General features: G+C 41.6%; 9 protein-coding genes. 6 read left to right on the top strand and 3 right to left on the bottom strand.

All coding sequences use genetic code 11. The features are described 5' to 3' along the window. Positions 1-3: 3 nt before the first annotated feature. From ACE1ET_RS05035 to ACE1ET_RS05025, 3 genes are read right to left on the bottom strand one after another with little or no spacing between them, the layout of a single operon-like run. Complete coding sequence (locus tag ACE1ET_RS05035; RefSeq protein ID WP_375727272.1) at positions 4-1,407, bottom strand: TackOD1 domain-containing metal-binding protein; 1,404 nt, start codon at positions 1,405-1,407, stop codon at positions 4-6. 3 nt (positions 1,408-1,410) lie between these two features. Next, the gene (locus ACE1ET_RS05030; protein WP_375727271.1) at positions 1,411-2,463 is read right to left on the bottom strand and encodes an HlyD family secretion protein; all 1,053 of its coding nucleotides are present in this window, start codon (positions 2,461-2,463) and stop codon (positions 1,411-1,413) included. A 10-nt stretch (positions 2,464-2,473) separates the two neighbouring features. Continuing rightward, a complete protein-coding gene (locus ACE1ET_RS05025; protein ID WP_375727270.1) occupies positions 2,474-4,795 on the bottom strand; it encodes an SPOR domain-containing protein in 2,322 nt (773 codons plus the stop codon). Between the two features lie 735 nt (positions 4,796-5,530). On the opposite strand from ACE1ET_RS05025, the gene ACE1ET_RS05020 reads away from it, so the two are divergent. From ACE1ET_RS05020 to ACE1ET_RS04995, 6 genes are all read left to right on the top strand, one after another. Then, a complete protein-coding gene (locus ACE1ET_RS05020; protein ID WP_375727269.1) occupies positions 5,531-6,982 on the top strand; it encodes a glycoside hydrolase family 28 protein in 1,452 nt (483 codons plus the stop codon). A gap of 7 nt (positions 6,983-6,989) precedes the next feature. Then, the gene (locus ACE1ET_RS05015) at positions 6,990-9,092 is read left to right on the top strand and encodes a TIM-barrel domain-containing protein (RefSeq protein ID WP_375727268.1); all 2,103 of its coding nucleotides are present in this window, start codon (positions 6,990-6,992) and stop codon (positions 9,090-9,092) included. Positions 9,093-9,114: 22 nt separating this feature from the next. Then, positions 9,115-10,239, top strand: a complete 1,125-nt coding sequence (locus ACE1ET_RS05010; protein WP_375727267.1) for a glycoside hydrolase family 88/105 protein — start codon at positions 9,115-9,117, stop codon at positions 10,237-10,239. 192 nt (positions 10,240-10,431) lie between these two features. Next, positions 10,432-13,278, top strand: a complete 2,847-nt coding sequence (locus ACE1ET_RS05005; protein WP_375727266.1) for a glycosyl hydrolase — start codon at positions 10,432-10,434, stop codon at positions 13,276-13,278. A 3-nt stretch (positions 13,279-13,281) separates the two neighbouring features. Continuing rightward, positions 13,282-16,116, top strand: coding sequence for a glycoside hydrolase family 2 protein (locus tag ACE1ET_RS05000; protein ID WP_375727265.1), 2,835 nt, complete (start codon positions 13,282-13,284; stop codon positions 16,114-16,116). A gap of 12 nt (positions 16,117-16,128) precedes the next feature. Next, a complete protein-coding gene (locus ACE1ET_RS04995; RefSeq protein WP_375727264.1) occupies positions 16,129-17,145 on the top strand; it encodes a glycoside hydrolase family protein in 1,017 nt (338 codons plus the stop codon). The last annotated feature ends 100 nt before the right edge of the window (positions 17,146-17,245 follow it).

Below are 17,245 nucleotides of genomic sequence, written 5' to 3'. Positions count from 1 at the left end.
AGGCTACGATGATAACATCTCATTCACGATGACATCTACCGTATCATCTTCTTCTATTTCGTGAATTTTAAAACCGGTTAATATCCTGCCCTTGTAAGTATCGTTACTGTCAATAACTTTTGACAGGGAATCCACATTTTCAGATAACTGTTTTTCAATCTTAAACTGGAACTCATCCGGAACAATGAACATAAATGTATTATTCTTAAACGAAAATATGGATGATGGCGGCGAAGATTTTAAAATAATCTCTGATATTTCATACTGCAGTTTATTCAGCTGTTGTTTACTCAACACATCTTCCTGTGTAAACCTCAGGTTGATTGAACCAACAATAGTACACGAACTGTACCGTTTTGTCCTGTCAATTTCGAATTGCAGATATGTTGTAAATATATTGTACGGAATAAATCCGGGGAAGAATGTCTCGTCTTTCAGTGTGGGGCTGCTGATGCCTGATTTTGCGATCTCCTTACCCAATGATGTAAGTTTAAATGAGTGGATATCGTAAGGCATCAGATCTTCCAGCTTATTGTGCGATTTGCAGTTCATGCAGAACGCTTCCATAACCGGCTCCTGGAAAAACTGTTTGCAATCCTGACATTCGTATGCAACCGAGGGTTTATCGTAATCCACACCAATATGGCGGCACACTTTTTTGCATTTCGGACAAACCAGTGATCCTTCTACCATAAAGTCGCTCTCGGGTCCCACATAGGCACATACAAAGTGGTGCATGATGTTTTCGGCTTTTAACTGGGCCGAGGTACAACTGGGGCACAATTCACGAATGTTGTGATATACCGAAAAACAATCCGGGCACAGATGAACCCTGTCCATAAAGGTGCTGGATAAATATCCCTCGGAAACCGAATCCGCCAGCAACGGCAGAATTTCCTGTGCGGACTGATCATTCGAAATATGAATATCTATGAATGGATAAACATAACCGTACAGGTTACCAATATCTATAATGGGTCTCAACTCCCTCTTTCTGGTATACAGAAACCGGAAAGCCTTGGTTATGATGCGAGTGGAATATGGCGGCAATGAAATATTCGGAAGTTCATCAATGCTGTTATTGATGCGTTCTGAAATAATGCCCACTTTGGGATCGTTGGGAGAACGTACTATTCCGTCTGTCAGCTCAAGGTAACGCTCGGGTATTTCATCGGGATCATTAAACAGGAAAACCGGCGACAGATAAGTTTTCTTTGAGTTGCTCGTGCGGATCTGCTCTATGACTTTACCTGTTTCATACGTGAACTCAACATGCAAATCGATGGCCACTGCATCAACAGCGTTATCCTCAATATCTGCAAGGTTAAATGAGGCTGCATCGGCAACCAGCAATATCAGTCTTCCTTCAGAATTTGATAAAATGGCATTTTGTTCGTTTGATCCCATAGCTTAAAACAAAAAATCAAGAAAACGTTTGGTTTTAAACACCTTGACTCCGAGATTACTGTAATGCAACGGCCATTCCTTCCGGTGCTCCTCGTCCCAGGGCTCAACAATTATCTTTAACCGCATATTATTCGGATCGGTCGGATTTTGTAAATACAGCGGCATTTCCTGGGCAGTATAACTTATAAAGGAGACCTTGCCTGCTGACATTTCTCCTCCGGGAAATTCTATCCTAACCTTCGACCCTATTTTAAAGTCACCAATATCTGACTGTTTTACATAAGCCGCAATCGTAACATTTTTCGGATCAATAACCTCCATAACGATTTCCCCCTTGTAATTTATCTCTCCCGGGCGCTTGTGGATAAGATTTACCTTTCCGGCCACAGGAGACGTATAATACAGATTACGCGACATCAGGTTCCGCTGGTGCAATAACTCGCCTTTTTCGGCCATGCGTTGCTCCAGTTGCTTTTTATAATTTTCGAGGTATTCAACTTCTTTCTTCAGACCCGATATTTCACTGGAAATACCGTCTACAACAATTTTCTTCTTATCTACCTCACTCTGGTTCGAAATATCGAGATAAACTTCCTTTTCCAGCTTACGCAGATCCGCTCTTGCACTGCTGTATTGCTTCTGCTTTTCCTGAATCTGTGTATTTTTCAGTCCGATAGACTTTTCTGTATTTATAATTTCACGGTTGTACCAGTCATCAGCCAGAAAGTTATCCTGCTCGTCCTGCAACGTATCATAATCCTCACTGGGCGTAAAATAAAACAGGGTATCACCCACATTTACAAAATCGTCCTGGTTCACATAAAAACGCGATACCTTAACATCCTCCATAAATTTAACGTTGAATCCTTCTGTGACCAGTTCTCCAGAACTGAATACAAGTAATGTTTTTTTACCCACATAGAAGATAAGGCTGCCCAATATGGCCCAAAGTATAACAAGATAAATAATACGGTCCCAGTTTTTGCGCTTTTTCATCTCTATCTCAGCGATGCTGCGCAAACTGCTTCCTCTATTGTTATATGAGAATTTCTTCATGCCTGACTGATTAATAAACCATATAAATCCATGGTTTTGGGAGATCCGGCCATCGTTCCGAAAAGTTATTCAATGTTTTCTGTGCTGCGTCAAAGTTATTAAAATAGCCCAAAACAACACAATATGTTCCATTCCTTTTCCAGGTTACCTGACCATCAAAATTAAGTTTTTTAAGTTTCGCTGAAAGCACCTTAGCATCCGCCTGGTTTTTAAACGCACCAGACTCAACCCTGTACGGCTGATAATGCGGGTCACTGCCCGATTCGTCTGCAAGATCAGATGTCATCCGGTTCAGTCCTCTCAAATCACTGAAACAATAGTTCTGAATTCCTGTGTTTTTTATGATGTGCAACAAGGTATAATCCAGATCCTGCAAGGTTGTAAAGTCCGAAGGACGAATGGAAACAACCAGTTTATTCCTGTATTTATCTTTTGTAAATCCGTTTAAACGCTCTATCAACTGGTGTTCATTCTTCGCATTATAATTCATAATGTAAACCTGATCACAAATACCAAAAGCCTCTTCAATAATATTTTCAGGATAATAAAACGGTAATGAAACAGACAATCCCATTCCGTTGGTAAGGCACCATTGTGCTGTTGTTTTGTAAACAGAGATCAGTTTAGCCAGATAGCTTTCCTCATGCGTTTTAAAATCATCAAAACTATGTGGTTCCACATCCAGATGAATTGCTTTCAGTCCATACGCTTTAAAAGGCGCAAGATAAGCTGCTACATCTTCGGGGGTTTTATTTACAAGATCATTATTCCCGATCAGGCCAATCGACTGGATGCCATAGCGATCTGCCTTCCGGATAAAGTCTTTTAGTTTTTCATCATCGTTCAGACGGCTCAATGATATTAGTACGTGGTCTATCTCGCGGTCACGCATAAAGGTAATAAGATGGTCATTATTCATCACGTTAAACAAGGTTGACCACAAATACACAGAACGTGTTCCGGGATAATTTTTATACGACAGGTCATAACCCAGTTTATCGAGATATTTTACCGGATCTTCGCCTTTGGTGGCATAACTTACATCCAGCAACCTCAGATATATATCTTTCTTCTTATCCAGAATACCCGCTTCATAATCCAGAAATTCATCAAAATAACTGAGTGCTTTTATTCCGTTAAATCCCAGCAGATTGATCTCACGTTTTTTTAATTCCCTGCTGATCCGTTCTTTCAGTAAATCTCTCTGATATACCAGGTAAACAAAATCCTGGATTTTTTCTTCGTACAGGCGGGTCAGATTCAGGACATCGGTATACACCTGATCTTTTTCCTGATTGTATTCATCTGTCAGTATCTGCCTCTCAACTTTCACAAGCTCCTTTTTACCGGTTGATTTTGAAACCGGAAGGTTTAAGGTTACCCCGGCAGACGGATATTTTCTGGCCGTTGTACTTAAAAAATCATACATATTATAACGCACATACGGTCTTACACTTACGTTATCCATGTAATCATCATAAGTATTATCAAGATTATTAATTTTCAGGGCATATTTCAGGCTGTCGTATTCCTCCATGGGAATACCTTTCAGAATATTATCCGTATTGATCCCAAAAACAGACAAATCTTCAACATTCAGCAATTCTTTATTATCAAATCCGGCATTCTCAATAATCTGCTGATTACGCTTTAACAAAAGCTCCACTTTTTTTATTTCTCCTTTTATCTTTAATAAACGTTCCCACTCTACACGTTTCAGATAAAATAATTCCTGATAAATATCAAAAAGCCCCCAAAGTACTTCAAGACGCTGCTGCAGATAAGGATTCTGAGCGCTCACAAACGAAGCTGTAATATACTGACGTGTAAAGAAATATTCCTGCTTTATGCTCTTTTCCTTTTGCTCAATAAGGTCAATCTGCTTTTGATTTTCCAGGGAAGCCAGCTTCTTCCGGTTTCCGATGGTGCCGGTTTCCATAATGTTCCATTCCAATCCAAAATAAGTACGCTGATTGTAGTAAATATCTTCATCGGCAGCAAAACCACCCTTAAGGTTATTATTATAGTTTCCGGTGAACCGGATCCCTAAATCAGATTTTAAATATTTCTGTTTTAATGCATAATACTGTTCTGCCAGATCACTGTTATTTTTAATCATTTTATTTCCGGATAGAAATAAAAAGTCCGGAATGTCCTTACTTACCGGCTTATCAGTATTCGTTAATAAAAAAACATTGGAGGAATCCAGCAATTGATTAACCCTGGTTATAGACTGCTCAAGAACAGATTCAAACTTATCCTGAGCGCTTAAAATAAAGCCAGGACAAGTAAGTATCAGTAATAACAGGTATGCTCTGAAAAATTTAACCATTGGTCAACTTTTGAGTGATAAAGATAGAAATCTTTTTTAAAATAACATTACAAAATCGAATATTTTTTAACATTAAATTAATTTTTAAACACTTAAAGCAAAAGAAATCTGTCCGGCAAGCACTTATAAGCAATGATTATCAGGCAGTTAATTATTATTAATTTAATATTAACAACGCTAGACACATCAGGATCAGATATGATTCTCGTTGAAACGAACCATTTTGTATCTGTTTTCGAACAATTGCAGTTTTTAATGTCCGGAGAGATCAGAACTTTGTGTGTTATCAATTCAAATTAAATATAAAGTATTGTTTCATAGCAATTTAAAAATCAGGACTAAAGTCCCCTCCTGTAGATATGCCGGGGTTGTTAAAAATTTTAATTGACCGGATTTAACCCATAATTCAATATTTAACCAGACAGGGGGATTTGTTTTAAACAATTTTTTTAAATTTTTTACAAAGCATAAAAAGTCATTTTTTACAAAAATGGAATAAAAGCATCGTATATTTTAAATTACCATATAAGCCTTAATAACAAACCACTAACCTGAATACTATCTTGCTAATCTTTAGGGAATGCCCTTACTATTTACACTTTCTGTCACTGGAATAATATGTATTTTTTTTGTATATTCGAACCATTTTGAGGTAAATTTCAAACGACCATTAATTAAGCAGGCTAACATCCCGGAATCAAGATGAATGCAATTAATTTATTTTCCAAAAATACTATGACCAACAACTCAGTAAGAAACCTTTTCACGTTTTTTCTTCTCATTTTTTTCACTTCGGTTTCATTTTCCAGCGAAATAAAGAGACCAGACTGGACAAATGACGTAGGCGCCCGGACGTTTCCGGATAAGTCCATTGTTATAAAAGTTAACGATTACGGCGCGTTTAAAAACCAGTTTATTGCTTCAACCAAAGCCATTCAGAAAGCAATTGACACATGTTCTGCCCAGGGAGGCGGCACAGTTGTTTTTGATCCGGGCGTATACCATACCGGTGCTTTATTTGTAAAGAATAATGTGAATCTTAATATTGGTGAAGGCGTTGAACTTCGCGCTTTAATCGGACTGGAATACTATCCTGAAATTACCACACGTGTTGCCGGTATCATAATGAAATGGCCATGTGGTGTGATTAACATACTCGATCAGCACAATGTTGCCATAACCGGAAAAGGCGTGGTGCATGCCCAGGGAATGATTCACTGGGAACGCTACTGGAACCTGCGCCATGAATACACGCCAAAAGGATTACGCTGGGCATCCGATTATGACTGTAAAAGAGTACGTACCATAGAAGTCTCAAACTGTAAAGATGTTACCATTAAAGACATTACCATTAAACAATCCGGTTTCTGGACAGTCCACCTGTTTTTCACTGAATATGCAACCGTGGATGGAGTCATCATTCGCAATAATATTGACGGATTTGGTCCCAGTACCGATGGTGTAGACATTGACTCATCGTCCAAGATTGAAGTTATGAATTGCGATACAGATTGCAACGATGACAATTACTGCGTAAAAGCCGGTCGTGATGCGGATGGCATTCGTGTAAACAGACCATCAGAATATGTTTATTTTCACGATTGTATCGCAAGACGTGGCGGTGGCGCACTGGTGATAGGAAGTGAAACATCCGGTTGGATCAGGCATGTATTTGTGGAAAATATGAAAGCCATCGGTTCTCATAATGTCATTTACCTGAAATCAGCAAAAACACGTGGCGGAGGCATTGAAGATATTATTATGACCAATGTAAAAGCCACTGGGGTGCGCGATTTTTGCGGTGTAACGGTAAACTGGAACCCTGCGTACAGCTATGCAAAACTGGAAAAAGAAATGGATAGCATTCCTGCGCACTGGAAAGTCATGCTACAGGAAGTTCCTGAAGAAATAGGAATTCCCCATATCAGAAATGTAAGTGTCAGTAACATTAAGGCAGACAGCATCAGAGGCTCAGCATTTAACATACAGGGCATTGACAAATCCATCATCGAAAATTTCACATTCAGCGACATAAAGCTTTCTGCAGCAAAAACAGGAATTATAAACTGGGCAGATGGCATTAAATTTGATAATGTAACACTTAAAACAGTCGGAAACCCGGAACTGACGATAAAAAACAGCAAACACATTTCTACAAAAGGATTGAAAATTGAACGTGTTAATTAAAAAATAAATGGAAAAAAGATTCTACATCAGGCTCTCACTGCTACTTGCATTGGTTGCCGTTTCCTTTTCCTGCAAAGAATCCATGGAAAGGGAAGTAAAAGTTTCTCTTCAGGATGAATATCCCGCGTTTTTAATCCCTAATGGCACACATAGTATCGCCATTGTACCTGAAAATGAATTGACCGGCAGTATCGGTTTTATTAAGAACAACGATACAACCTGGGTTAAAGGAAATCCTGAGGTTGATGCATCTATTAAGAATCAGATCGAGTACAGCTGGCCTTTGGATGATGAAACAGAAGTCACATTCAGAATTAAAAGAGACAGTGCAAATTTCGATCTGAATTTGTCCACCACTACACCCGAACCTCCGACTGAATGGCTGTTAAATATAAAGTCTGTGCCGGATGAATACTTTACCGGTGTATTTGAGCGCGTGGTTGATGGAAATCAAAGTGCGTCGTGGACAGATGGAATTCAAACGGCATTAAACCTTCGGGGAACTAAAATGGATGTTAAACTGAAACCAACAGTTTCTGCCTATGCTCCGTTTTATGTATCGTCAGAAAACTATGGTCTCTTTGTTAAAGGCACATGGCCTGGGGTATTTGATTTCTGTAAAAGCAATCCAGAACTCGTGAAAGTAGCTTTTGAAGGACCTGAACTGAATTTCAAACTTTACGTGAACGGAAATCCAATGCAGGTTGTACAGCAACATGCACGCGATGCGGGACCTTCCATTATTCCTCCACAGTGGGCCTTTGGTCCGTGGAGATGGCGCGACCAGCATTTTAATAAAAAAAGCTACTATGACGGAACCACCAAAAAGGCACCTTACAATACCGACATGGTGGAAGACGTACTGATGATGCAGGCCTTCGACATACCGGTAACCGCACAGTGGATAGACCGTCCGTGGGGGCCGGGTCCGAGAGGATTTGATGATTATAAGTTTGACACCAAAGAATTTCCCGATCCCGAAGGCATGATCAAGTGGATCAACAGCAAAGATCAGGAACTGATGCTCTGGATAGGACCTTTCGTTATGGGTGATATGGCTGATTACGCTGAAGAGCACCACTACGGACTGGTGAGTAAACCATGGTTCAACACACCTTCCGTACTGATGGATTTTACCAACGACGAAGCTGTGGAATGGTGGGGAAAGAACGGCCCCGGCAAACTTGCTAAAATGGGCGTTAAGGGTTTTAAACTTGACCGGGCAGACGGTGAAAAACTGGCCGATTCACTGCACCTACGCACCAGCATTGAAACTACATATCGCGAAAATTATAACGATTATCCCAGACAGTATGTGAAAGCTACATACGATGCTGTAAAACCTGTACTGGGCGACGATTTTGTGTTATTCCCGCGGGCAGAATATACGGGCAGTTCCAGGTATGGAGCCATGTGGGCAGGAGATACCAATGGTAAGCCCGAAGGATTACGATCAGCTATTATCGGTGTACAACGATGTGCTGTAATGGGTTATCCAAACTGGGGTTCAGATATCGGTGGCTACTGGGGACAGTTTTCGCGTGAAACAGCATTACGCTGGCTGGGATTCGGGTGCTTCTCTCCCATTATGGAAGTGGGCCCGACCAACAACCTGGCATTCTGGAGCAATCCTACAAACCCCTCCTATGATTCGGAACTGATTGCCACCTGGCGTTTGTATTCAAAAATTCATTACAAACTTGCACCATATATCCATGAGCTATCCGCTAAAGCCAGTGAAGAAGGAACACCAATAGTCAGACCACTGTTTCTGGTTTATCCGGATCAGAAAGAGGCTTGGAACGACTGGCAGACTTATATGTTCGGACCGGATATTCTGGTTTCAGCCATATGGCAGAATAAAGATGTGGAACACAAACTCTACCTTCCGGCAGGAGAAACATGGGTAGATGCGTGGAATACAGGGAAAGAATACAAGGGAGGTTCTTACATCACTGTTCAGGCTCCATTGCATAAAATTCCATTCTTTATCCGCAAAGGTTCAACCATTGAACTTGGAGATTTGAATGCACTTTACGAAGAATCATTAACCATAGCATCAAAAAAACCTGACCTGAAAGCACTTGAAGCTGCTGAAGGTTGGAAATAAACAAACGTTAAATTTCTGAATTATGAGACTTATTAAAATTGCAAGCCTCTTTTTTCTGTTCGGTTCTTTAATGGTAACCGCACAGAATATTCCTGACAGGAACGAAGTGTTAAAAACCATGATCCTGACCAATAAATATTTTATGGACAAATGGCCGGATGTAGGAAAAACCATTATCACAAACCGCGAAAGACCCAGTAATATCTGGACACGTGGCGTTTATTATGAAGGACTAATGGCATTGTATTCCATCTATCCGAAAGAAGAGTATTACAAATATGCGCTCGACTGGTCAGAGTTTCATCAATGGGGATTCCGCAATGGAAATACAACCCGGAATGCGGATGACCAGTGTGCAGGGCAAACGTATATTGACCTCTATAACATTGAACCGCACCCTGAACGTATTAAAAACGTTAAAGTGTGCATTGATATGGTGGTCAATACACCACAGAATGACGACTGGAGCTGGATTGATGCCATTCAGATGGGTATGCCGATTTTCGCAAAACTCGGAGTTCTTTATAACGATGACCGCTATTTTGAAAAAATGTACGACATGTACATGTATACAAAAACTCAGTTTGGATTAAACGGCCTTTATAATCCAAAAGATAAGCTTTGGTGGCGCGATGCAGATTTTGATCCACCATATAAAGAACCAAACGGAGAAGACTGCTACTGGTCCCGCGGTAACGGATGGGTGTTTGCAGCACTGACAAGGGTTCTGGATATTATTCCTGATGATGCACCTCACCGCAACGAATACCAAAAAACATTTTATGAGATGGCCAGTGCTTTGGTCCCGATCCAACGCGAAGACGGATTCTGGAATGTCAGCCTGCATGACCCGGATCATTTTGGCGGAAAAGAAACAACTGGTACAGCACTTTTTGTGTACGGTATGGCCTGGGGCATTAACAATGGTTTACTGGACAGAAACACATATCTCCCGGTTGTCACAAAGGCATGGAATGCCATGGTAAAAGAAAGTGTACACAAAAACGGATTTTTAGGCTTTGTCCAGGGAACAGGTAAAGAACCCAAAGATGGTCAGCCTGTAACCTATGACAGTGTCCCTGATTTTGAAGACTACGGCTTAGGCTGCTTTCTTATGGCCGGATCAGAAGTGTATAAATTGGAATAGACACAAGTATCAGGCATCAGGACACAAGCCAAAGCGGTTTGTCCCTCTTTAGCTGCTGAGTAGTCCTTGTTTAGAAGGACGTATCGAGGCAAAAAGGAGGTGGTCCCGATGGCTATCGGGACGGAGGATTTAACTAATGATAACCACAGCACAACATTAATATCCAAAAAGAAATCAGATAAATTACATCCAATGAATAAAATTTTTAAGGCACTTATTATTGCAGGAATAGTAACAATGGGAATTTCCTGCAACTCTTCCTCATCACAAAAAGAAGACGTAAAAGCCGGCTGGCCGGAAGTCACCAATGTTACCAAACCATGGGCCAGATGGTGGTGGATGGGCAGTAACGTAAAAGATGATGACATATCTACGGCTATGTCAACCTATGCCAAAGCCGGATTAGGAGGCATGGAAATAACTCCGATTTATGGCGTTAAAGGTCAGGAAAGTGAGTTCATTAATTTCACTTCTGACAAATGGATGCAACGTTTGGAACATACGCTGAAAGCAGCTCAGGACAACAACATGGGCATTGATATGGCTTTGGCTTCAGGCTGGCCGTTTGGAGGTCCGTGGGTTGAACCCAAAGATGCGTGTAAGTATGTCACGTTTAAGACATGGGATCTTCCTGCAGGCACAAAACTGGAAGAAAAAATAGAAATGCAACAGGCTCCTATTATGAGGGCCGTTGGAAAACGTGCTTCATTCAAGGATTTGAAATACCCCATTGCAAAAAACGACAGTCTGCAGGTTTATGCTTTCGACCAGGTCAGATTTCCGGTCACATTAAAACCGGTTACAGTGATGGCCTTTGCTAAAGATGGTGAAGTGTTTGAGGTAACTGATAAGATTGATGAAAATGGCATGCTGAACTGGTCAACAGATAAAGACTGGACCATTATAGCAGCCTTCCCCGGAATGCATGGTAAAATGGTGGAACGTGCCGGACCGGGTGGCGAAGGCGATGTGATCGACCACTTTTCAAAACAGGCCATTGGTGATTACCTGAATCATTTTGATGAAAGTTTTAAAGGTCATGATATTTCGGGTTTACGCGCATTTTTTAACGATTCGTACGAAGTGGATGATGCCCGCGGCGAAGCAAACTGGACACCGGAATTTTTCAGCGAATTCCAGAAAAGAAGAGGTTATGATCTGAAGGAAAAATTACCGGCACTGCTTGGAATGACCACCAAAGAAGAACAACAGCGGATCCGTTGCGACTACCGCCAGACTATATCTGATATGTTGTTGGAAAACTACACTGTTCCATGGGAAGAATGGGCTAAAAATAAGGGTAAAATTATCCGTAACCAGGGACATGGCTCTCCGGCGAATATTCTGGATCTCTACGCAGCCAGCGATATTCCGGAAACAGAAGGAACCGATATTCTGAACATTAAATTTGCTTCATCTGCAGCTCATATTACCGGTAAAAAACTAACGTCTGCAGAAGCAGCTACTTGGTTGCGTGAACACTTTCTGGCAAATCTGGCAGATACAAAAGAAAATGTAGACCGTTATCTGATTGGAGGAATCAACCACATTGTATACCATGGTACTGCTTTTTCGCCCGAGAGCGAAGGATGGCCCGGAAGAATGTTCTACGCTGCCGTACACTATGCTCCTACCAATCCGCTGTGGCGTGACTTCCCGGCTTTCAACACATATGTAACAAGGGTACAATCCTTTTTACAGAGAGGGACTGCTGACAACGACATTCTGGTTTATTTCCCCATTGAAGATGACTGGATGAAATACGATCACACAGGCATGCAGCATTATCATGGCGCACAACACGGATCAAACGTTTACAACCTGGCAGAAGAACTCCAGAAAGAAGGTTACACCTTTGATTTCATTTCTGACAGAATGGTAAAAGATCTTTCAGCAGACGGCAAACTGATTAAAACCGACGGTGATGCCACATACAAAACGATACTGGTTCCTGAACTGGATTATATATCACTTGAAACATTCAAAAAGCTGACCGATCTTTCCAAACAGGGTGCTACCGTAATCTTTATGGGGGCTCTTCCTGATGATGTTCCGGGGCTTGGAAACCTGGAATCCCGCCAGAATGATCTCAACCTGATTGTTGACGAACTGGGCTCAGCAACAGATGTAGATGAATTTAGCAGTTATAATTCAGAAAAAGGTAAAGTTTTGGTTGGATCCAAACATCAGCCAATGCTGAATGAAGCCGGAATAATCCCGGAAGAACTGGCTGCTGATAACCTGGGATTCATTCGTCTGAATGACGGTCAGGCCAAAACATATTTTGTGACCAACTGGTCGGGTAATGCTGTAGATAAATGGATCAACCTGAACGCGAAAGCAAAATCAGTTTTGATTTACAACCCTGAAACCGGGGAATACGGTAAAACACAACTAAAGGAAGATGGCAATAAAACAACGGTTCATCTTGTGCTTAATCAGGGTGAATCACTGATTCTGCAATTATGGAACAAAGATGTGGCAGCCGATCCTTATCCCTACTGGACAGAAGGCAGCGCAGTAGTTGCTCTGGATAAAAACTGGAACCTGGTATTTAAAGATGGTGGACCTGAAATTCCGGAATCAGTACAAAATGTTGGTTTAGGTTCCTGGACAAGTCTTAGCGAACCAGCTTCGTGGTTCTCAGGAACTGCAGTATACAGTACCGAGTTCAGTAAGCCGGAAGCTTCTGCCAATGCATGGAAACTGGATCTTGGAACCGTGAATGAAACAGCAGAAGTATTCCTGAATGGAAGTTCATTGGGCACGTTAACGGGTCCGGATTTCACCCTTGTGATAGATTCCTCTTTAGTTAAGGATCAGAATAAGCTGGAAGTTTATGTTACAAACAAAATGGCAAACCGAATCATCTATATGGATAAACACCACATGCCATACCGGATATTTTACAACATTAATTTCGCAGCTCATCTCAGGGAAAATATGGGACCTGACGGAAAATTCACTGCTATCAACTGGGAGCCGGTTCCATCAGGACTGACGGGCCCCGTGGTTTTAACATCCTTGAAAAAACAATAAAATATGAAGTACATTAATATAAATGCACTTATGCGTTTCAGAAAATATGCCATTGCCACACTGATGTGCGTGTTTTTCATTCCAACACATGCCGGTGATACAAAAACAGAATTCCAGTATCTTTCAGGGAAAGGATATCAGGACACCAAAACCTGGGACTTTTTCTGCACCGGCGGAAGAAACAGCGGCGTTTGGACAACTATCGAGGTTCCTTCGCACTGGGAACAGCAGGGATTTGGAAATTACGACTATGGCCGCGATTATATGACATATGGCAAAGACTTCCGTTTTGCTGATGAAAAGGGGCTTTACAAATACACATTTAATGTCCCTGCGGACTGGAAAAACAGGGATGTCAATATTGTTTTTGAAGGTTCAATGACCGATACAGAGGTAAAGATCAACGGCAAATCTGCCGGTCCTATACATCAGGGCTCATTCTACCGGTTTAAGTACGATATCTCAGACCTGTTGAATTACGGGGCAGATAACCTCCTTGAAGTAACGGTGAGTAAAATGTCATCCAACAAATCGGTAAACCGGGCTGAGAGGTATGCGGACTACTGGATATTTGGAGGAATTTACAGACCTGTTTATCTTGAATCGGCGCCAAAAGAACACGTTGACTACGTCGCTGTGAATGCCAAAGCAGACGGAAATTTCGCAATGGACGTGTTCACAAAAGGCCTGACTAAGAAACGCACTATAAAAGCTATCATCACTGATTATGACGGCAATGAATATGCTGTACTGAAAGGCAAAATTTCAACGGATGATTCAAAGACAACACTGACGGGTAACGTAAAGAATATCAAACCATGGACACAGGAAACTCCTGCTATTTATTTGGTTAATATTGAATTACTGGACGGCAAAACCGTGTTGCATAAAACCACCGATAAATTTGGATTCAGAACCATTGAGATCCGAAAGGAAGATGGCATCTATATTAACGGTACCAGAATTAAAATGAAAGGCATCAACCGTCATGCCTTCTGGCCGGAATCAGGGCGTTGTCTGAATGACGAACTGAACCTGAAGGATGTGAAAATGCTGAAAGATCTGAACCTGAACGCTGTGCGTTGCTCACATTATCCTCCGGATAAAGTTTTTCTGGATTATTGCGATTCTCTGGGATTATACGTCATTGACGAACTTGCAGGATGGCAGAATGCATATGATACAAAATCGGGTGAAATACTGGTGGAAGAAATGGTAAAACGCGACTTGAACCATCCTTCGGTTATATTCTGGAGTAACGGAAATGAAGGCGGTCATAATTTTGATCTGGATGACGACTATGGCAAATGGGATCTTTCCAACCGCCCTGTTATTCATGCACACCATAAACCGGGCAATGACTTTAACGGCATCGATTGTAACCATTACGAAGACTATTACAGCTGTAAAAACATTCTGAAGGGACCCAATATTTATATGCCTACCGAATTTTTGCACGGACAGGATGACGGTGGTATGGCTGCCAGTCTGTACGACTTCTGGGAACTTTTCTGGAATGAAAAACTTTCGGGTGGTGGTTTTCTCTGGACTTTTGTAGATGAAGGTATTTCACGCACAGATTTGAACGGATATATTGATGTAAACAGGGTCAATGCACCAGATGGCATTGTTGGGCCACACCGCGAAAAAGAAGGAAGTTATCCTGCGATGAAGGAAATCTTCTCTCCCATTAAAATCAGCATGAAAACATTGCCGGATGATTTTAATGGTACTATTCCGGTTGAAAACAGATACCATTTTACGAATCTGGATAAATGTACATTCAACTGGAAACTGGTTGATTTTAACAAGCCTGCAAACAGAAGGTACGGATACGAAACAAAATATGCATCCACAGCCACTTCGCCTGACGTGGCACCGGTAAAAAGCGGATCGTTGCAACTGGATCTTCCTTCAGACTGGAAATCGTACGACGGATTATTGCTGGAAGCCATCGACCCTGCCGGAAACAAAGTGCTGGACTGGAGCTGGATGATCAAGTCTAACGATGACATCCGAAAACTACTGGTTACATGGGAAAACGGATCAGTTGATGTAACCGAAGATGATGAAACCATTAGTCTTCATGGCGGTGAAGTAACGCTGATCCTGAAAAAATCAGAAGGAACTATACAGGCACTGAGGAACGATCGTAGTCTTCCGTTATCGTTTAAAAACGGTCCGGTTTCTGTAAGCGATGTACCTCAGACTCTGAAAGAAATGAAACAGTATAAATCGGACGATGGTTACAGCGTTGAATTTCTGTTTGACGGCGACCTTAAAATGATCAAATGGACCATGAACCCAACCGGTTGGGTAAGTCTTGACTATGAATATATGCAGGAAGGTAAGCAGAGCTTTACAGGTGTATCTTTCGACTATCCTGAGTCCAGAATCATTGGCGTAAAATGGTTGGGACACGGCCCTTACCGTGTTTGGAAAAACAGGCTTCAGGGTGGAAACTATGATGTATATGAAGCCTTCTATAACAATACGTACACCGGATCATCACCGTGGGATTACCCCGAATTCAAAGGGTACTTTTCAAACATTGCCTGGATGGATTTTAATACCGTTGAAGGCCATTTCCTTGTAGTAGCTGAGCAGAAGGATCTTTTTGTACGCCTGTTCGATTTTTGTTCACTCTCCGCACCTGAAACGTTGCCACGTTTGCCCAAAGGAGATATCTCCTTCCTTGACGGCATTCCTCCAACCGGAACCAAACTCTGGATAAACATCAGTATGAATACAGAGCGATTAGGTCCTTCAGGAGAACTGAATGTGATGCAAAAACCGGTTAAACGGAAATTATATTTCTATTTTGGATTACCACAATAAAACGCAATAAACGTGAAAACACTTAAATTTTTAGCATTAATTTTTATTCTTACAGCCGGCACATGCAAAGGGCCTGATAAGGTAACGGAACCCAAACTGGCGGATAAGCCTTTATACCGCGATACGATATTTGACGGAGCAGCAGATCCGTCAGTCATATGGAACAGGGAAACCAAAAGCTGGTACATGTTTTATACAAACCGTAGAGCAACACTCGCGCACGGCAATGATGTCAGCTGGGTACATGGTACTCCGATCGGCATTGCAGAATCAAAAGATGGTGGCGCATCGTGGCATTACGTGGCAGATGCAGATTTTAAATCAGACAAGGACAGCATCACATACTGGGCTCCTGAAGTCGTATGGCACAACGGCCTGTATCATATGTTCATAACCTTGGTTCCGGGAATATTTACCAACTGGAGTCATCCCCGACACATTGATCACTACACCAGTAAAGATCTGCTGCACTGGGATTTTGATTCTCAGTTAAAACTGGCAACCGACAAAGTTATCGATGCCTGTGTGGTTCAACTATCGGATGGCACATGGCGCATGTGGTATAACAATGAAAAAGCCGGGAAATCCATCTGGTACGCAGACAGTCCTGATTTATACAACTGGACAGATAAAGGTCTGATCACCCTCAATGGAAAGCAACGTGGTGAAGGACCAAATGTATTCAAGTGGAAAGGTGAATATTACATGGTAGTAGATGAATGGCGTGGCCTGGGCGTATTCAAATCCGACGATGCGTTGAACTGGACAAGACAGCCCAACCGTATTCTTGATGTACCGGGAACCGGTAAGGAAGATCAGGTTATCGGGCAGCATGCCGATGTTGTTGTTAATAATGATCGTGCGTATATCTTCTACTTTACCCATCCGGGAAGAAATAGTCCGGGTGGCAGTGACCATGAGAAAGCACGCTCCTTAATTCAGGTTGCTGAACTTGAAACAGATGAAGATGGTAACATTATTTGCGACAGGAATAAGCCGGTGTATATCAACATGACAGAGCCAAAATAACAACTTAGGGTTTCGTTTGAAACGAAGCCCTAAGCAGAAAAGTGCCCTAACATAGCGAACTAAAATCTTAAGATTTTAGTCACCGGGTGAATAGTTACAT

The sequence above is a fragment of the Quyinboa mangrovi genome (genome assembly GCF_042219825.1).
Lineage (GTDB): Bacteria > Bacteroidota > Bacteroidia > Bacteroidales > UBA5342 > JBHJHP01.
This window is presented reverse-complemented; position numbering and strand designations above follow the sequence as displayed.